The following is a 16,456-nucleotide window of genomic DNA, read 5'->3' on the forward strand; positions in this document are numbered from 1 at the left end:
AAGCGAGGTCGGCGAGGGATCGGATGAGGCGTCGGCAATTCATTTCGCTTCTCGGCGGAGCTGCCTTGGCGCCAATCGCCGGGCCTTCGGTCTGCGCTGACCCACCGGCCAATTGTGCCGCTCCGGCGAAGCGTGATGACGGCTGGTCTGTTCCGTCCGCCAATGGAGACAATGACGTCGACCAGGCCGCGCTGTGCAGGATGACCGATCGACTCGAAAGCTCCGGCTCTAACATCCATGCCGTGCTGGTCGCTCGCCACGGTCGACTGGCGTTCGAGCGATACTTCAAAGGATCTGATGAGGTCCCCAGTCGCATCTTCGGCGTCCGGGTCAGGGACATCAGCTTCGACGCCGATACACTGCATAATCTGAAATCGTGCTCAAAGAGCGTCGCGTCGCTGGTCGTCGGGATCGCGATCGACCAGGGCCTCATCCGAAGCCTCGACGAACCGGTCTTCAGCTTCTTCCCCGAATTGTTCGACCTGCGGTCCCCGGACAAGGATCGCATCCTGCTCTCACACGTGCTCACCATGTCGATGGGCCTGAAGTGGGTGGAGGCAACTCCGGCGACAGGTGACGACAACGACGAAGTGCGCATGCACATGGCGCAGGATGCCTGTCGCTACGTCCTTGGCCTTCCCGCAACTGCACCGGCCGGGCAGGGGTTCTTCTACAACACCGGCGCGCTTGCGCTGCTCTCGGCGATCGTCCGCAAGGCCACCGGCCGTCCGCTTGATGAATTTGCGCGCACCATGCTGTTCGATCCTCTCGGCATCACCGAATTCGAGTGGGGCCGGTTCAAAGGCGACAGCGACGCCGGCGGGGGATTGCGCCTGCGACCGCGCGACATGGCGAAGATCGGCCAACTCGTCCTCGCGGGCGGTCGCTGGAACGATCGGCAAGTCGTTTCCAAGGCATGGATCGAGGCGTCGACCACAATGAAGCTCAAGGCGACCGACGGTCAGTCCTATGGATATTTATGGTGGCTGCGGAGCTCCCGGCTCAATGGGCGTGTTGTCCAATCGATCGCCGCGCAGGGCCGAGGTGGCCAGTCGATCCGCATCGTCCCGGAGCTCGATCTCGTCGTCGCGGTGACCGCGGGATACTATCAAGACTATAGCCCTGAAACTTTCAAATTGCAGTACGGCGTGTTCAGGGAGGTCTTGCAGGCGATCTCGCCTCCGGTGTAAGGCCCCGCGAACCGGCAGCGGAATCGCTGCCTCATTCGCCACTGTCTGGAGCTTGCTTGTGACAATCGCGCTGAAGGGCATCATTCCCGTGATGCTGACGCCATTCACCGAGGCGAACACGATCGACTATTCCGGCCTCGAAAGGCTGATCGAGTGGTATATCGCCAACGGTGCCGACGCATTGTTCGCGGTCGCTCAGTCCAGCGAGATGCAGTTCCTGACGCTGGACGAACGTGTCGAGCTGGCGCGATTTGTCGCCCGGACGGCTGCCGGCCGGCTTCCCGTCATCGCATCCGGCCATATCAGCGAATCCAGGGAAGACCAGCTCACCGAGCTGACATCGATCGCGAAGACGGGCGTCGACGGATTGGTTCTGGTGACCAACCGTCTCGCGTCCCTCGATCCGACGCGGACGATCTTCACCGACAATTTGACCTGGCTGCTCGACCGGCTGCCCAGGGAAATGACCCTCGGTCTTTATGAATGCCCGGCGCCATTTCGCCGGCTTCTCTCCGACGATGAGCTGGCCTTTTGTGCCGACAGCGGCCGTTTCGCGATTCTCAAGGACGTCTCGTGTGATCTCGCGACCGTGCAGCGCCGGGTCAAGCTGACGAACGGCTCGCCGCTGACGATCGTCAACGCCAATGCCGCGATCGCCTTCGACGCGATGAAATCGGGGGCGCCGGGGTTTACCGGTGTGTTCACGAATTTCCATCCCGATCTCTACAAGTGGTTGCTGACCCGGCACACGAAGCATCCGTCGCTGGCGAACGAGCTGTCGGTCTATCTCGCGCTTGCCGCGATGGCTGAGCCGATGGGCTATCCAAAACTGGCCAAGCTCTATCATCAGCGGCTCGGCACCTTTTCCCGTATCGAGAGCCGGGCGGTCGATTTCGACATTCGCGAGCGCTTCTGGGCGCTCGATGCGCTGATCGACAAGATCGTCGAGGGACAGGAGTCGTTCCGCGCGAAGATAGCAGCGGCAGGCTGAGCACGACGCATATGACGATCCGGGCGGCGCCAAAACAGCGGCGCCGGGGGGCTTGCGGCGGCCAATGACGATCCCGCGCTGAAGCTCGTGATCTACACGCCGGTGTAGCCGCAGAAGCGGTTCCCGCGTGGCAGCGCAAGAGGAGGCAGCAACTCTTCCTGCAGAACACAGGGTGCGCGACAGGTGCGAACATGCTCGCGCGTGGAATGCCCATTATTCGTGCTGGAGGCACGGTGAGGCCAATCGCTGCTCCGCCGCACATGGAACCGTATGCGGCTGGCGTGCATGCGCTAAAAACTTCCAATGCAACCGTGGCCTGTCGTGGTGCCGATGATCGATGGACGAGAGCGCAACGGTGCATGACCCCGATCGAGTTCGACGATTGATCTGTGACTCTCTCGCCACGCTCGGCATCAAAGTCTCAACCAAGCCATTTCGGTCACAATCGCGGCGCGATCCGGCGGAAGAGTGAGCATCATGATTTGCAAGGTTAAATTGCATTAAAATCTAGCGTTCCTCGCCAGAACGGCGGCCCCGCTTTTTCAATTTGTCGCTTAGCGACTGTTGGATAGGGAAGGGATTGCCCGATGAAGCATCTGACTGGCTCGGCATTGCGCACGAGCTCCACCGATTGCGTCGTTTCGCCACAGCGTGCAAACGGGTTCGCAAGGGTTTTACCGACAGCCTCCGTCAACGACACGCGTAAGAGGACCGAGTCTCAGAATATCCCGGGCAACATCCGCAGGTTCGGTCTGGCTGCCATCGCCATGATCGCCTCGGGGGTGGTGGTTGATACGGCTTCGGCTCAATCTTGTACCGTGGCACCCGATTCGACCGTCACGCTTACATCCGGAAATTGCGCAATCGACGCGAACACCACGCTGACCGGGACGCCGGACGTTCACGCCAGCACAAGCGCGTCCATCACCACCAACAACGTGACCATAAACCCGTTCAATGGCGGGAGCGTTGGCGGGCTTGCCGATACGAATGGCACGATCATCTTCAGCCCAGGATCCAGCATCAATGGCAATTGGAGCATCGGGGCTTCAGCGCAGAGCGGCGGGCAAATCATTTTTTTACCGGGGTCGGCGATCAATCCCGCCTTCGGGGGAGGTGGCACTGCACTCCTGGCCGATGGCACCGGCACAAGGATCAGCTCGACGGGGCTGAGCGTGAGCCTGAACAGTGGCGGCAATAACGTGGCGGCCAGAGCCACGAACGGCGCCTCCATCGATCTCGCGAACGATACGATCAGCTATGCCGCCGGCGGCGGTGGCAATACCGGATTGTGGGCGACCGGTACGGGTAGCCTGATCGCTTCGACCGGAACCAGCATTTCGATGCCTGGCGGAGGGGGAGGCGACATCGGTGTTCGAGCGGATGGCGGCGCGGCGGTCTCGCTGAACCAGACCACCGTCACCTTAGAAGGCAATGGCGGCGGCGAGACCGGCTTGCTGGCGCAGTCGGCGGGAAGCACGATCACCGCGACCAACAGTGCAATCACCGTGTCCGGAGGCGGTGGCGATGTCGGCGCGAAAGCATTGGACGGTGGAGCGATTTCGCTGACTGGAGGCAGCGTCGCAGCAACCGGTAGCGGCGGCGGCGAAATCGGCATGCAGTCCAGCGGCGCCGGCAGCACACTCACTGCGTCCGGCGCGGTCGTGACTGTTCCAACCAGCGAAAACGGACGTGGTGTTCAGGCCGACAATTCGGGAAGCATGGCGCTCACCGGTGGTACCACCGTGACCACATCCGGCGCGGGCACCCACGCCGCCGGCGTCACGACGGGCGGCGTCTTGAGCATGAGCGGCGGTTCGCTGACGGCGAATGGGAGCGGGGCCAACGCACTCAACGTGAGTGGTGGCGATGTGACGCTCTCCGGCGTGGTCATGACGAGCCCGAACGGCGCCTCGGTCGCAGCGCCTGGTGGCACGAACAATCTGAGTTTCACCGGTGTGACGGCGACAGTCAACAACGGTCAATGGCTGACCGTGAGCGGCGGCGCGGCATTCAACCTCGTTGCCGACAGTTCGAGTTTTCAGGGGACCGCGACCACCGACGGCGGCAGCACTTCAACCGTCACGCTTCAGAACAATTCACTCTGGACGATGACGGGGAATTCCAATCTCACCAACCTGACCAATGCCTCGAGCTTGATCCAGTTCACACCTCCGGGCAGCGACCCGACGCAACTATCCAGCTACAAGACGCTCACCGTAGTGAACTATGTCGGCCAGGGCGGCAGGCTCGGTCTGAACACATATCTAGGAACGGATGGTTCACCGTCGGACAGGCTCGTCATCGATGGCGGTAACGCGAGCGGCCACTCCTTCTTGCGGATATCGAACACCACCGGCGCCGGCGCGCTCACCAGCGGGAATGGCATCCTTGTCGTCGACGCGATCAACGGTGGGACCACAGACCCTGGATCGTTCAATTTGTCGCGTCCGGTTTTGGCCGGGCCCTATCGATACTCATTGTTCAGATCGAGCGTGGACGCCAGCAATCCGCAGGCCTGGTATTTGCGCTCGGCGCTCGATTGCACTGCTCATCCGAACTTGCGCATCTGTGGCGGCGGCGGCGGCGGCGGTGGCGGTGGCGGTGGCGGCGGCGGTGGTGGTGGTGGTGGCGGCGGCGTTCTTCCGGATTATCGGGAAGAGACGTCGCTCTATGCGGCAATCCCGTCGATGACGCTGCTGTATGGGCGCAGTCTGCTCGACTCGCTTCACGAGCGCGTCGGCGACGAAGAAGACGAGCGCGCCCGTGTCAATCCCGAGAACGCGAAGGTTGGTTGGGCTCGCATGATCGGGGTCAATGGCGTGCACCAAGGCGATAGTCTCGGCGTGCTTGGCGGCTCGGCCGGCCCACATTTCTCGTACAATTTCCAGGCGGTGCAGGGCGGCATGGATTTCTACCGGCATGACCGTCCCGATGGTTCGCGCGATCAGGCGGGGGCCTATTTTGCGATTGGCGGTGCCCAGGGGCGGGTTGCTCACTTCGATGGTGAAATGGGCAGCAGCGACTTCGCGGCCTACACGCTCGGCGGCTACTGGACGCATTTCGGGTCGACCGGCTGGTACACTGACGCAATCGTGCAAGGCACCTTCTACGACATTCGCAGCGTGGGTGATTACTCGGGGATTCCGGCGCTCAAGACCGGTGCCCAGGGCGGAGCGGTGTCGTTCGAGGGCGGATATCCGTTCAAGCTTGGAAATGGATATTTCATCGAACCGCAAGCGCAACTGGTCTATCAGAACATCCATATCAACGACGCGAGCGACATCGCTGCCCAAGTCCGCTTTACGGACGTCAATTCGCTCGCCGCCCGCGTCGGCGCCCGGTTTGGCCGGACTTGGGCGATCGATGATAGTGCGCGCACTGTCACAGCCTGGATACGTCCAAATCTCTGGAACGAGTTTCTCGGCAATCCGACAACCCTGTTCTCCTCCGAGACGGGCTTCGTCCCATTTCACGCAGACCTCGGCGGTCTTTGGGGAGAGATCAACGCCGGCATAAGCGGGCAGATCGATACGACGACGACACTCTACGCCAATGCGTCATACCAGAGCCGCTTTGACGGAGGTGAGTTTGCCTACAACGGAAAGGTTGGACTCCGGATCAACTGGTGACCGTAGGCCGGAATTCGCCCGAAGCCTCAGACGACGTTTGGGACGGTCAATTTCGACTACTTCGAAGATCACGATCCCACTTTGCGCAAGCCGAACGCGTGTACACGCGTTCGGAACAGGCCTTGGTATAGCTGAGCGGCCGGACGTCAGTTTGCGAAAATGGCGGTTGCGAATGCCAACTTGAAATGTCGAGGGTGAAGGGGAGCAATCCTCGCGTCAGCGCGACGGGCCCATGGCTAACTGCCGCGCCTCGGTGGCGGAATGGCTGGCCAGGGGTTGACCGGGCCGGTCGTTGCCGGCGGGCACGATGCCACCAACAGCGTCCACACCGGCGCCAGGCCCGTCACGTCGATGTCGAACTTTGCCATCTCCGCCTTTCCGTCCGGCATCGGCTTGCTCTCGCGGACTTGCAGGGTGCGGGATGTCAGCATCGTCTTGACCATGTCGGGATCGACGGCGCCGCTCCACATCTCGTACTTCGTGGCTCGCACGAGAGGCCCGCCGGTCTCCCTGGTCGCATCGGCGCCGACCGTCATCGTGATCGTACTCTTGCCGGTCGCCGCGTCGTCGATTTCGGCCGCGAACATCAGCGGCACGCGATTCTTGCTTTCGCAGAACAGGCGCCATTCCATCGTCCGGAATGAAGGATCGTTCTCCGTTTTCAGCACCGCGAACTTGCTGACGTAGGGCCACGTTCCCTTCTCCAGCCGCCACATTGTCTCGGCAAGCGGTCGTGTGTCGATCCCGAACCGATACAGTTCGGCGCGCGTCAGCAGATGCAGATTTTCGAACTTCACGGTGTGGATCAGATCATCAAGCTCGCGGCTGATCCCCATGGCGGCAATGTAGGCGGTGCGATCGCGGTCGGCGGTTGCCGTGCGCTGCTGCCTGAGCTCGGCGAGCAGTCCCGGAGGCGGATGGCCGTGTATGGCGAGGACGAGCCTGGAGTTATGGACCGCCAGCGCGGCGTCGGGTGCCACCTCGCGCGACGTCGCGCCGAGAAACAGGTAACCGCAGGCCGAGTTGCACATCGCATGGTAGGTGGTGAGCTCGGCCTCGATCTCGCCACCTGCGTTCTTCGTCTTCAGGCATGCAGCGTCCACCTGCGTGCCCGCGGCACATGCCGTCGCGATGGTCTGGCCGACCCGCGCCACCGCCTTGCGGCTGCGCAACAGCCGCCCGATGACGTAGGACTGCTCCACATTGCCGCCGGGCGAATGAAGGTAGATCGGACGTTGCGCGTCCTTGACGCCGGCGAGGAAGCGGCGGACGCGGGACGCAGCGTCATTATCGACCTGGCCCTCGATCGCGATCCAGCGGTTGCAGCCCGGCCCGCACGCGTCTGCGGGCCCTTTGGCAAGGTAGATCGTCAGCCTGGCGGCAAATCCAGCCTTCTCGGCCGGTGTCTGTTCTGCACGCAATGCGCCGGGAATCGTCAGCGAGGCTACGAGAAGCAGAATACGGGCAAGCATCTAATGAGCAGACCGGACGGGAAAGGACACGCGCCAACGCTACAGGATGATCGGAGTGGTCACAACTTTTAGTGGCACTCCCGCGTGCGGAGGTGGGTCCGCCGCAAGCGGCATTGATCCCTCAATCGACGCGTCGCGAGCGGCGAGGGCCGCCGGGCTTCTTCTGTGCGAAATACGGATTTGCGACCCAGCTTGCGGAGCGGCCGACGGCGAGAAATTGGCATTGCTCCAGCGAGGCGTAGCAGCAATCGAAATAGCTGACGCTGCCGTAGATCTGCATGCAGGCAGGACAGTCGGGATCAATAATGGGGATCATAGGTTTGCCCGCGCACGGGAGAGTTCACGCCCGACATGAACGCAATTGTGGCGATCGCGCGTGAGAATGTGGCGACAATGGGGAGAGAAAACGATGCGCGCATTCTTCGATTCTCGGATCACAGGATCGTGCGTGCGACGTTGTTTCGCGCGGTCGCGATGCATGTCGCGTCGATGACGTTGGAACTGCTGAAGACTCTTGTTTCAAAGGGTTTCCGCGCGCGCGTCGCTAAACTTTCATTAATGTTGCGAGGCCCTTTGGAGTGAACTGTTGCGTCGAGGTTACAGCAATTCCGTCGATGGCTGATATGACGTCGCCATGGCCCGGGGGCCTAACGACGAAACTGGAACGGGATTCAAATGAACAAGAATATGTTGCTTGCAGCTGTGAGCCTCGTCGCGATCAGCGCGACTGCACCGGCGCTCGCTGCTGACCTCGCTGCACGTCCTTACACCAAGGCGCCGGCGATGATCGCAACCGTCTATGACTGGAGCGGCTTCTACATCGGTATCAACGGTGGTGGCGCTTCGGCTCACACGACCTGGGATCAGCGCGCTCCGCTGGTTGGCGGCGAAGGCTCGCACAACGCGACCGGCGGTACGGTCGGCGGTCAGGTTGGTTATCGCTGGCAGTCGGCGCAGTGGGTGTTCGGCCTGGAAGGCCAGGGCAACTGGGCTGACTTCTCCGGCGACAATCTCAGCGCGTTGACCGGCTTCACCAATCGCTCGAAGATCGATTCGTTCGGTCTGATCACCGGCCAGGTCGGCTACGCCTGGAACAACGTCCTGCTCTATATCAAGGGCGGTGCGGCTGTGGTTGGCACCAAGAACGAGCTTCGTCTTGCCGGTGCGACCGTTGCTTCCGTCAGCGACAGCCGTTGGGGCGGCACCGTCGGTGCGGGCCTCGAGTTCGGCTTCGCTCCGAATTGGTCGGTTGGTGTCGAGTACAACCACATCTTCCTGTCGGACAAGGACATCACCTTTACTGGCATTCAGACCGATCGCGTTCGCCAGGACGTCGACATGGGTCTCGTCCGCCTGAACTACAAGTTCGGTGGTCCGATCCTCGCCAAGTACTGAGCAAGATACTGAGACGATCGCTTCGCAAGAGGCGGTCGTCGAAAAGCCCCGGCCTTGCGCCGGGGCTTTTTTATTATGTAATTCAGCGAGTTAACCATTTCATTTTGAAGCGGCTGAGTCTGCTTGACTCCTGAGAACGAAATGAGAACAATGTTCTTCATACGTTCTGGTGATGGAGCAAGCCATGTTCAGGATCTTCGTGGAAGAAGCCGCTGCACTAACGTCGATCGCACTGTTCGTCGGGATGATCGCGATCTGGGCCCAGGTCATCCCGCAGCTCTGATCCCGCAGCTTTAGACCAGCGGTTTTGTAAACCGTTGGTCGGGAACCTGACGGCGGCCGCTGGGCGGCCCCTTGGGGAAAAGCGGGATGAGGCGGCCGATCGGCTGCTCTGGCGTGGACTCCGGCGCGGCGAGCCCCCACCATTGTGAGGCGAGTCGGCCGGGCGAGTGCAGGATGCCTCCACTGCCGGCAACCGCTCCAACCCATCTGCAAGAGGCCGTCACGCGACCATGCCGAGCGCCGGATTTGTCCACCTTCACGTTCACTCGGCCTATTCGCTGCTCAAGGGCTCGATCAAGATCGCCAAGCTCGCCGAGCTGGCGAAGAAGGACCACCAGCCGGCGCTGGCGCTGACCGACACCGACAATCTGTTCGGTGCGCTGGAATTCTCGGACAAGATGGCGGGTTCCGGAATCCAGCCGATCGTCGGCTGCGAGCTCGCGATCGATTTCGGCGATCAGGACCCCAATGCGCGCAACGCGCTGCCGCCTTCGCGCGTGGTGCTGCTGGCAGCCCAGGAGCGCGGCTATCGCAGCTTGATGCGGCTGAATTCGCGCGCGTTCCTCGAATCGCCCGACAGCCACGCGCCGTTCATCAAGTTCGACTGGTTCGATGGCGAGACCGAGGGCCTGATCGCGCTGACCGGCGGCCCCGACGGGCCGATCTCGCTCGCGCTTGCGAGCGGCCAGGCTGAGATTGCGGCCTCGCGCTGCGAGCGTCTCGCCGGCCTGTTCGGCGACCGCCTCTATGTCGAATTGCAGCGCCACAACATCGACAAGGAACGGCGCATCGAGAGCGGGCTGATCGACATGGCCTATGCCAAAGGCCTGCCGCTGGTCGCAACCAACGAGCCGTATTTCGCTACGACCGACGACTACGAGGCCCATGACGCGCTGCTCTGCATCGCCGGCGGGCGGCTGATCGCGGAGACCGAGCGCGAGCAGCTCACGCCCGATCACCGCTTCAAGACCCGCGCCGAAATGGCGGTGCTGTTCGCCGATATTCCGGAGGCGCTGGCCTCCACAGTGGAGATCGCCGAGCGGTGCTCGTTCCGCCCGATGACGCGCAAGCCGATCCTGCCGTTATTCACGGTCGGCGCCGCTGCGAGCTCCGATGCCGCTGCGGTCGAGTCGGCCGAACTGAAGCGGCAGGCGGAGGAGGGGCTCGCCAATCGTCTGCGCGTGCACGGCCTGTCGCAGGGCACGACCGACGAGGATTACTCCAAGCGGCTGGCGTTCGAGCTCGACGTCATCATGCGCATGAAATACGCGGGCTACTTCCTGATCGTGTCCGACTTCATCAAATGGGCAAAGAGCCAGGGCATTCCGGTCGGACCGGGCCGTGGCTCCGGCGCGGGCTCGCTGGTGGCGTGGGCGCTGACCATCACCGACCTCGACCCGATCAAGTTCGGCCTGCTGTTCGAGCGCTTCCTCAATCCCGAGCGCGTCTCGATGCCGGACTTCGACATCGACTTCTGCCAGGACCGCCGCGGCGAGGTGATCAAGTACGTCCAGGAGCGCTACGGTCGTGACCAGGTCGCGCAGATCATCACCTTCGGTACGCTGCAGGCGCGCGGCGTGCTGCGCGACGTCGGCCGCGTGCTGCAGATGCCGTACGGCCAGGTCGACAAGCTGACGAAATTGGTGCCGCAGAATCCGGCCGCGCCGGTGACGCTGGCGGCTGCGATCGAGAGCGAGCCAAAGCTTCAGGCCTTCCGCGACGAAGACCCGGTGGTGGCGCGCGCCTTCGACATCGCGCAACGCCTCGAAGGCCTGACCCGCCATGCCTCGACACACGCCGCCGGCATCGTGATCGGCGATCGCCCCCTAAGCGAGCTCGTGCCGATGTACCGCGATCCGAAGTCGGACATGCCGGTGACCCAGTTCAACATGAAATGGGTCGAGCCGGCCGGTCTCGTCAAGTTCGACTTCCTCGGCCTGAAGACGCTGACCGTGCTCGACGTCGCGTGCAAATTGCTCAAGCCGCGCGACATCCATGTCGATCTCGCGACGCTGCCGATCGACGATGCCGACAGCTACCAGATGCTGGCGCGCGGCGAGGTGGTCGGCGTGTTCCAGGTTGAAAGCCAGGGCATGCGGCGTGCGCTGGTCGACATGCGTCCCGACCGTTTCGAGGACATCATCGCGCTGGTCGCGCTCTATCGCCCGGGCCCGATGGCGAACATCCCGACCTATTGCGCGCGCAAGCATGGCGACGAGGAGCCGGAATATCTCCATCCGGTGCTCGAGCCGATCCTCAAGGAAACCTTCGGCGTCATCATCTACCAGGAACAGGTGATGCAGATCGCGCAGGTGATGTCGGGCTATTCGCTCGGCGACGCCGACCTGTTGCGCCGCGCCATGGGCAAGAAGATCCGCGCCGAGATGGAGAAGCAGCGCGAGATCTTCGTCGCCGGCGCGGTGAAGAACGGCGTGCCGAAGGGGCAGGCCGAGACCATCTTCGAGCTGCTCGCAAAGTTCGCCGACTACGGCTTCAACAAGAGCCACGCGGCGGCCTATGCGCTGGTGTCCTACCACACCGCCTACATGAAGGCGCATTATCCGGTGGAGTTCATCGCAGCGTCGATGACGCTCGATCTCAACAACACCGACAAGCTTTCCGAATTCCGCTCCGAGGCGCAGCGCCTCGGCATCAAGGTCGAGCCGCCGAACATCAATCGCTCGGGCGCGACCTTCGAGGTCGGCGACAAGGTCATCTACTACGCGCTCGCAGCACTCAAGGGCGTCGGCATCCAGGCCATCGATCAGATCATCGAGGAGCGGACCAAGCGGGGCCTGTTCACCTCGCTCGCCGACTTCGCCGCGCGGGTCAATCCGCGGGCGATCAACAAGCGCATCATCGAGAGTTTGGCTGCCGCCGGCGCCTTCGACACGCTGGAGCCGAACCGCGCCCGCGTCTTCGCCGGCGCGGACTCGATTCTGGCCGCCTGCCAGCGCGCGCATCAGGCCGAGACCATCGGCCAGAACGACATGTTCGGCATGTCGGCGGACGCGCCCACCATCATGCTGCCGCAGATCGAGCCGTGGCTGCCGGCCGAGCGGCTGCGCCGCGAATATGACGCGATCGGCTTCTTCCTGTCGGGCCATCCGCTCGACGATTACGCCACCGTGCTGAAGCGGCTGCGGGTGCAGAGCTGGGCGGAATTTTCGCGCGCGGTGAAGACCGGCGCCACCGCCGGCAAGGTCGCGGCCACCGTGGTGTCGCGCATGGAGCGGCGCACCAAGACCGGCAACAAGATGGGCATCATGGGGCTGTCTGATCCCACGGGTCATTTCGAGGCGGTGCTGTTCTCCGAAGGCCTCGCGCAATATCGCGACGTGCTGGAGCCGGGCGCCGCGGTGCTGCTCCAGCTCGGTGCCGAATTGCAGGGCGAGGACGTCCGCGCCCGCGTCCTGCATGCCGAGCCGCTCGATGACGCTGCCGCCAAGACGCAGAAGGGCCTGCGCATCTTCGTGCGTGACACCAAGCCACTGGACTCGATCGCCAAGCGCCTGGCCGGACCGGAGGCCGCAGGCGCCAACGGCGCCGCGCCAAAGATCGGCAGCCCCGGCATCGCACCGCGCCCCAATGGCGACGGCGAGGTCTCGCTTGTGATGATGCTCGACCTCGAGACCGAGGTCGAGATGAAGCTGCCCGGCCGCTTCAAGGTCTCGCCGCAGATCGCCGGCGCGATCAAGGCGGTCGCGGGCGTGGTGGACGTGCAGCAGATCTAGCCTGCTGCCGCGAAGGCGCGTTGCGGATGTAGTGGTTTCGTCACGTGATCGCGGCTATGATCGGCCGCGACGGTGCTCGTCCATGAGGGCGCGTCCGTCGCGCCGGGAGGGATCGGGACATGTGCGATCAGTGCTCTGGAACCATGCGTGACAGATCAACGCCGTCGCGGCGCTCCGCGATGCTGCTGACCGCTTCGGCGCTGAGCGTCGCTTTCGCCGGCCGAGCCTTCGCCAAGGAGAACAAGAGGCCGCCCAAACCGCAGAACGTGCTGTCGCCGGATGCGGCGCTGAAACGGCTGATGGACGGCAATGCGCGCTACGTCGACGGCGTGACGCGGCGCCACGATTTCAAGCATGAGCGCGAGGTTTTGGCCGGCGGGCAGAATCCGTTCGCAGCCGTGCTGAGCTGCGCAGACTCGCGCATCGCGCCGGAATACGCCTTCGACACCGGCCGCGGCGATCTGTTCGTCTGCCGCGTTGCCGGCAATTTTGCCGGCACCGAGACCATCGCCAGCATGGAATATGCGGTGGCCGTGCTCAACACGCCGCTGATCCTCGTGCTCGGCCATGATGCCTGCGGCGCGATCGGTGCGACGCTGAAGGCACTCAAGGACAACACATCGCCGCCGGGACACATTCCCTCGCTGGTCGATGCGATCGCGCCGGCCGCGAAAGCTGCAATGCAGCAGGGCGGGGACGTGCTCGACAAGGCGACCCGGCAGAACGTGGTCGACAACATCGCCAAGCTGAAGTCGGCCGCGCCGATCCTTAGTGCAGCCGTGGAACAGGGCAAGCTGAAGATCGTCGGCGGCATCTACCGGCTCACCACGGGAACCGTGGATCCGATCGCGCAAGGCTGAAGCATAAGGCTGATGCTCGCGCAAAAAGACTGAGGCTTACGCGGAGCTTACGCAGGACATCGCGCTCGGCTGGCGCCATGCCGCTGCCTCAATCCGGGACTTTCGTTCAACTGCCGTTCAGCCGGCCGCGCGTCTCATGCGTGCTGGCATCTCAACAACAATAACGAGCAAGCCATGCGCGGGACACACAAGGCCTTCATCTGCCTCCTTCTGCCGATCCTCTTCGTTGCGGGCGCGCTGACACCGGCTCGCGCGCAGCAGCAGGAAAAGCGTATCGCGCTCGTGGTCGGCAACGGCGCCTATGCCAAGTCGCCGCTGGCAACCACCGCGAACGATGCCGGCCTGATCGCGCAGACGCTGCAGGCGGCGGGCTTCGACGTGGTCGGCGCACGCGATCTCGACGGCGACACGCTGCGCAAGAGCTTTCGCGATTTCATCCAGAAGGCGCAGGCCTCAGGCCCCGGCACGGTCGCGATGATCTATCTGGCCGGCTATGGCATGCAGCTCGCCGGCGAGAACTATTTCATCCCGGTCGATTCCAACATCAGCCGCGATACCGACGTTCCGACCGAGGCACTGCGCATCAGCGACTATACCCGCCAGCTCGCCGCGATTCCGCTCAAGGCCAATATCGTCGTGCTCGACGCGGCGCGCGCGCAGCCCTTCATCGAGGGCGGGCAGCAGCCGATCGCGAGCGGCCTGGCGCTGGTCGAGCCCGATCCGAACATGCTGATCGCCTTCAACGCCGCGCCCGGCACGGTGGCGCCGGAAGAGCCGGGGCCGTACGGCATCTATGCGCAATCGCTCGCCGAGATGATCCGCACCGGCGGCCTGTCGTTGCCGGAGGTGTTCGACCGCGTTCGCTTGCGCGTCAACGAGGCCTCCAAGGGCGCGCAAGTGCCGTGGGACGACCAGAAGATCACCGCGCAATTCGCCTTCTTCGAGCGCGCCCCCGACGCGCCGCCGCCGCAGGCTGCGCCCGACCAGGTCGCTGCGATCCGCAACAAGCCGATCCGCGATCTCGGCGTGCAGGACGCCTATGCGGCCGCGCTCGAGCGCGACACGCTGCCGGCCTATGAGGAATTTCTCGCCGCCTATCCCGGCGATCCCATGGCGAAGCGCGTGATGGCGATCGTGGCGGCGCGCCGCGAGGCGATCACCTGGCGGCGATCCTATCGCGCCGACACGGCGGACGCCTATTGGTCGTATCTGCGCCGCTATCCGCACGGACCGCATGCGGGCGATGCGCGTCGGCGTCTGGCGATCCTGACGGCGCCGCTCGAGCCGCCGCCGACCTTCGCGATGATGGACTATGACGTGCCGCCGCCGCCGCCGGCCGAGGTGGTCTATGTCGATCGTCCCGTGCTGTATTTCAGCGACCCTGATTTTGGCTTCGCGCCGCCGCCGCCGCCGCCGGAATATTTCTGTCCGCCGCCGCCGCCGGATTTCGTGGTGCTGGCACCGCCGCTCGCCGTCGTCGGCCTGTTCGTGCTGCCGCAGCCGATGTTCGTGCCGATCCCGGCGTTCTACAGTCCGCCGGTCTATGTCGCGCCGCCGCCGAACAACATCATCTTCAACAACATCCATAACACCACGGTGATCAACACCGTGATCAACCAGCAAGCACCGGCACCAGCAGCGGCAGCGGGTGATCCAGCCATCACCGCGACCGTGGCAGCATCCGGAAAGCCTGTCGGGGCAACGACGGCTGTGCCGCCGACCGTGGTTCAAAAGGCGGCCTTGATTCGGGACAACAAGGCTCCTGTCCCCAAGACAGCCTTGGTCGATCCGACAACGAAGGCCGGCGCGGCAGCCTTGAAGACAAGGAGCCAAGTCACGACGCAGACCGGCAACGCTGCTGCGGGGAGTCCGGCGGGCGCGCCCGGAACCGGCAATGCCACGACGAAGACGGGAGCCCCCGGCGCTCCGGTCACCGGCAACGCAACCGCACCCACGGCCGGAGGCAAGGCCAATCCGGCGACAGCTACCGCGCCGAGCACGGCGGATACGAAGGCCGGTGCGCCGGCCGGCCACTCCTTGCCCGTGCCCGGCCAGACCGCGCCCGCGATCAAGGGCGCGCCACAGACAGGAACTGCTGCCACGGGCACGTCTTCGTCGACGTCCTCGACGAACCCCGTCGGTCGCTCTGGCGCAACCACCAAACCCAGCAGCAGCTCGCAGCCTGCCAACGCCAAACTTACACCGCAGACGACGCCGTCAAATGCGCCGCCTACCGGGGGAGCGCGTCCGAACGTCCAGGAGCATGCCAATACGGCCAATCCCGCCAATACGGCCATTGCGCCGGTAAGGCCCGGCGAGACCAAGCTGACCCCGGCAGGCAAGCCGGGCGTGACCACGACCAATGTGACCAATGGAAAGCCGACGCAGCCCTCGCCGCCCGTCGCCGCGCGCGAGCCGATCAAGCCGCAGGGCCAGCGGCCTGCAACGCCATCGCCCGCGCAGGTCACAAGGCCGCCGCCGCCAGCGCCGCACCCGCAGGCGCTCGCAAGGCCGACGCCTCCACCTCCGCCACACGTGGCGCCGCCCCCGCCACCGCGCCCGCCGGTTGCAGCCGCACGGCCCGCTCCGCCACCGCCGCCCGTCGCCAGGCCGGCGCCCCCACCGCCGCCGCCGCGAATGGCGGTCGCGCCACCGCCGCCGCGTCCGGCCGCCCCTCCGCCACGACCGCCTGCGCCGCCGCCAGCGGCGAAAAAATGCCCGCCCAACCAGCCCAGGTGCTAGCGGGTAGGGCGGAAACCCCGAAAAGGGCCTTTCGCGGGCGGTAAAGCCCGGAAAGGCCCTTATTTCCTTGCTTCTGGCCGAAATGGCGCTATACAGCGCGCCATCTCACACGGAAGCATGGCTCACAAGGCCGTCCGGTGGCAGCCGGGGCGAAACGC

At 64.1% G+C, this 16,456-nt stretch carries 10 protein-coding genes; 8 read left to right on the forward strand and 2 right to left on the reverse strand.

All coding sequences use genetic code 11. The features are described from left to right. The first annotated feature begins 65 nt into the window (after positions 1-65). The 3 genes from ABID58_RS12080 (at position 66) to ABID58_RS12090 (ending at position 5,813) form a co-directional block, all read left to right on the forward strand. Positions 66-1,190: a serine hydrolase domain-containing protein gene (locus ABID58_RS12080; protein WP_354032778.1), complete on the forward strand. Its 1,125-nt coding sequence runs from the start codon at positions 66-68 to the stop codon at positions 1,188-1,190. Between the two features lie 58 nt (positions 1,191-1,248). Next, complete coding sequence (locus tag ABID58_RS12085) at positions 1,249-2,181, forward strand: dihydrodipicolinate synthase family protein (RefSeq protein WP_354032779.1); 933 nt, start codon at positions 1,249-1,251, stop codon at positions 2,179-2,181. Positions 2,182-2,768: 587 nt separating this feature from the next. Beyond that, on the forward strand, positions 2,769-5,813 hold the full coding sequence (locus ABID58_RS12090; RefSeq protein WP_354032780.1) for an autotransporter family protein: 3,045 nt from the start codon (positions 2,769-2,771) through the stop codon (positions 5,811-5,813). 236 nt (positions 5,814-6,049) lie between these two features. Here the strand turns inward: ABID58_RS12090 and ABID58_RS12095 are convergent, their stop codons facing one another. Both ABID58_RS12095 and ABID58_RS12100 read right to left on the reverse strand, forming a co-directional pair. Beyond that, positions 6,050-7,285, reverse strand: coding sequence for a hypothetical protein (locus ABID58_RS12095; RefSeq protein WP_354032781.1), 1,236 nt, complete (start codon positions 7,283-7,285; stop codon positions 6,050-6,052). A gap of 121 nt (positions 7,286-7,406) precedes the next feature. Next, positions 7,407-7,601: a DUF3551 domain-containing protein gene (locus ABID58_RS12100; RefSeq protein WP_354032782.1), complete on the reverse strand. Its 195-nt coding sequence runs from the start codon at positions 7,599-7,601 to the stop codon at positions 7,407-7,409. A gap of 35 nt (positions 7,602-7,636) precedes the next feature. Between ABID58_RS12100 and ABID58_RS12105 the strand changes: the two genes are divergently transcribed. The 5 genes from ABID58_RS12105 (at position 7,637) to ABID58_RS12125 (ending at position 16,298) form a co-directional block, all read left to right on the forward strand. Further along, positions 7,637-7,867 (forward strand): hypothetical protein, encoded by a 231-nt coding sequence (locus ABID58_RS12105; protein WP_148753675.1) that lies wholly within the window; start codon positions 7,637-7,639, stop codon positions 7,865-7,867. 93 nt (positions 7,868-7,960) lie between these two features. Further along, positions 7,961-8,680, forward strand: a complete 720-nt coding sequence (locus ABID58_RS12110; protein ID WP_148753676.1) for an outer membrane protein — start codon at positions 7,961-7,963, stop codon at positions 8,678-8,680. Between the two features lie 512 nt (positions 8,681-9,192). After that, positions 9,193-12,696, forward strand: coding sequence for a DNA polymerase III subunit alpha (gene dnaE / locus ABID58_RS12115; RefSeq protein WP_354032783.1), 3,504 nt, complete (start codon positions 9,193-9,195; stop codon positions 12,694-12,696). Positions 12,697-12,815: 119 nt separating this feature from the next. After that, positions 12,816-13,556, forward strand: a complete 741-nt coding sequence (locus ABID58_RS12120) for a carbonic anhydrase (RefSeq protein WP_354032784.1) — start codon at positions 12,816-12,818, stop codon at positions 13,554-13,556. A 174-nt stretch (positions 13,557-13,730) separates the two neighbouring features. Further along, positions 13,731-16,298 (forward strand): caspase family protein, encoded by a 2,568-nt coding sequence (locus ABID58_RS12125; RefSeq protein WP_354032785.1) that lies wholly within the window; start codon positions 13,731-13,733, stop codon positions 16,296-16,298. Positions 16,299-16,456: the final 158 nt, after the last annotated feature.

This window comes from Bradyrhizobium sp. S3.2.6, assembly GCF_040546885.1.
GTDB lineage: Bacteria > Pseudomonadota > Alphaproteobacteria > Rhizobiales > Xanthobacteraceae > Bradyrhizobium > Bradyrhizobium cytisi.

What these genes read in the sequence shown, in the direction of transcription:
- ABID58_RS12090 (WP_354032780.1), top strand. Translation starts at nt 2,769, where the DNA reads ATGAAGCATCTGACTGGCTCGGCATTGCGCACGAGCTCCACCGATTGC.
- ABID58_RS12095 (WP_354032781.1), bottom strand. Translation starts at nt 7,285, where the DNA reads ATGCTTGCCCGTATTCTGCTTCTCGTAGCCTCGCTGACGATTCCCGGC.
- ABID58_RS12100 (WP_354032782.1), bottom strand. Translation starts at nt 7,601, where the DNA reads ATGATCCCCATTATTGATCCCGACTGTCCTGCCTGCATGCAGATCTAC.
- ABID58_RS12105 (WP_148753675.1), top strand. Translation starts at nt 7,637, where the DNA reads ATGAACGCAATTGTGGCGATCGCGCGTGAGAATGTGGCGACAATGGGG.
- ABID58_RS12110 (WP_148753676.1), top strand. Translation starts at nt 7,961, where the DNA reads ATGAACAAGAATATGTTGCTTGCAGCTGTGAGCCTCGTCGCGATCAGC.
- dnaE (WP_354032783.1), top strand. Translation starts at nt 9,193, where the DNA reads ATGCCGAGCGCCGGATTTGTCCACCTTCACGTTCACTCGGCCTATTCG.
- ABID58_RS12120 (WP_354032784.1), top strand. Translation starts at nt 12,816, where the DNA reads ATGTGCGATCAGTGCTCTGGAACCATGCGTGACAGATCAACGCCGTCG.
- ABID58_RS12125 (WP_354032785.1), top strand. Translation starts at nt 13,731, where the DNA reads ATGCGCGGGACACACAAGGCCTTCATCTGCCTCCTTCTGCCGATCCTC.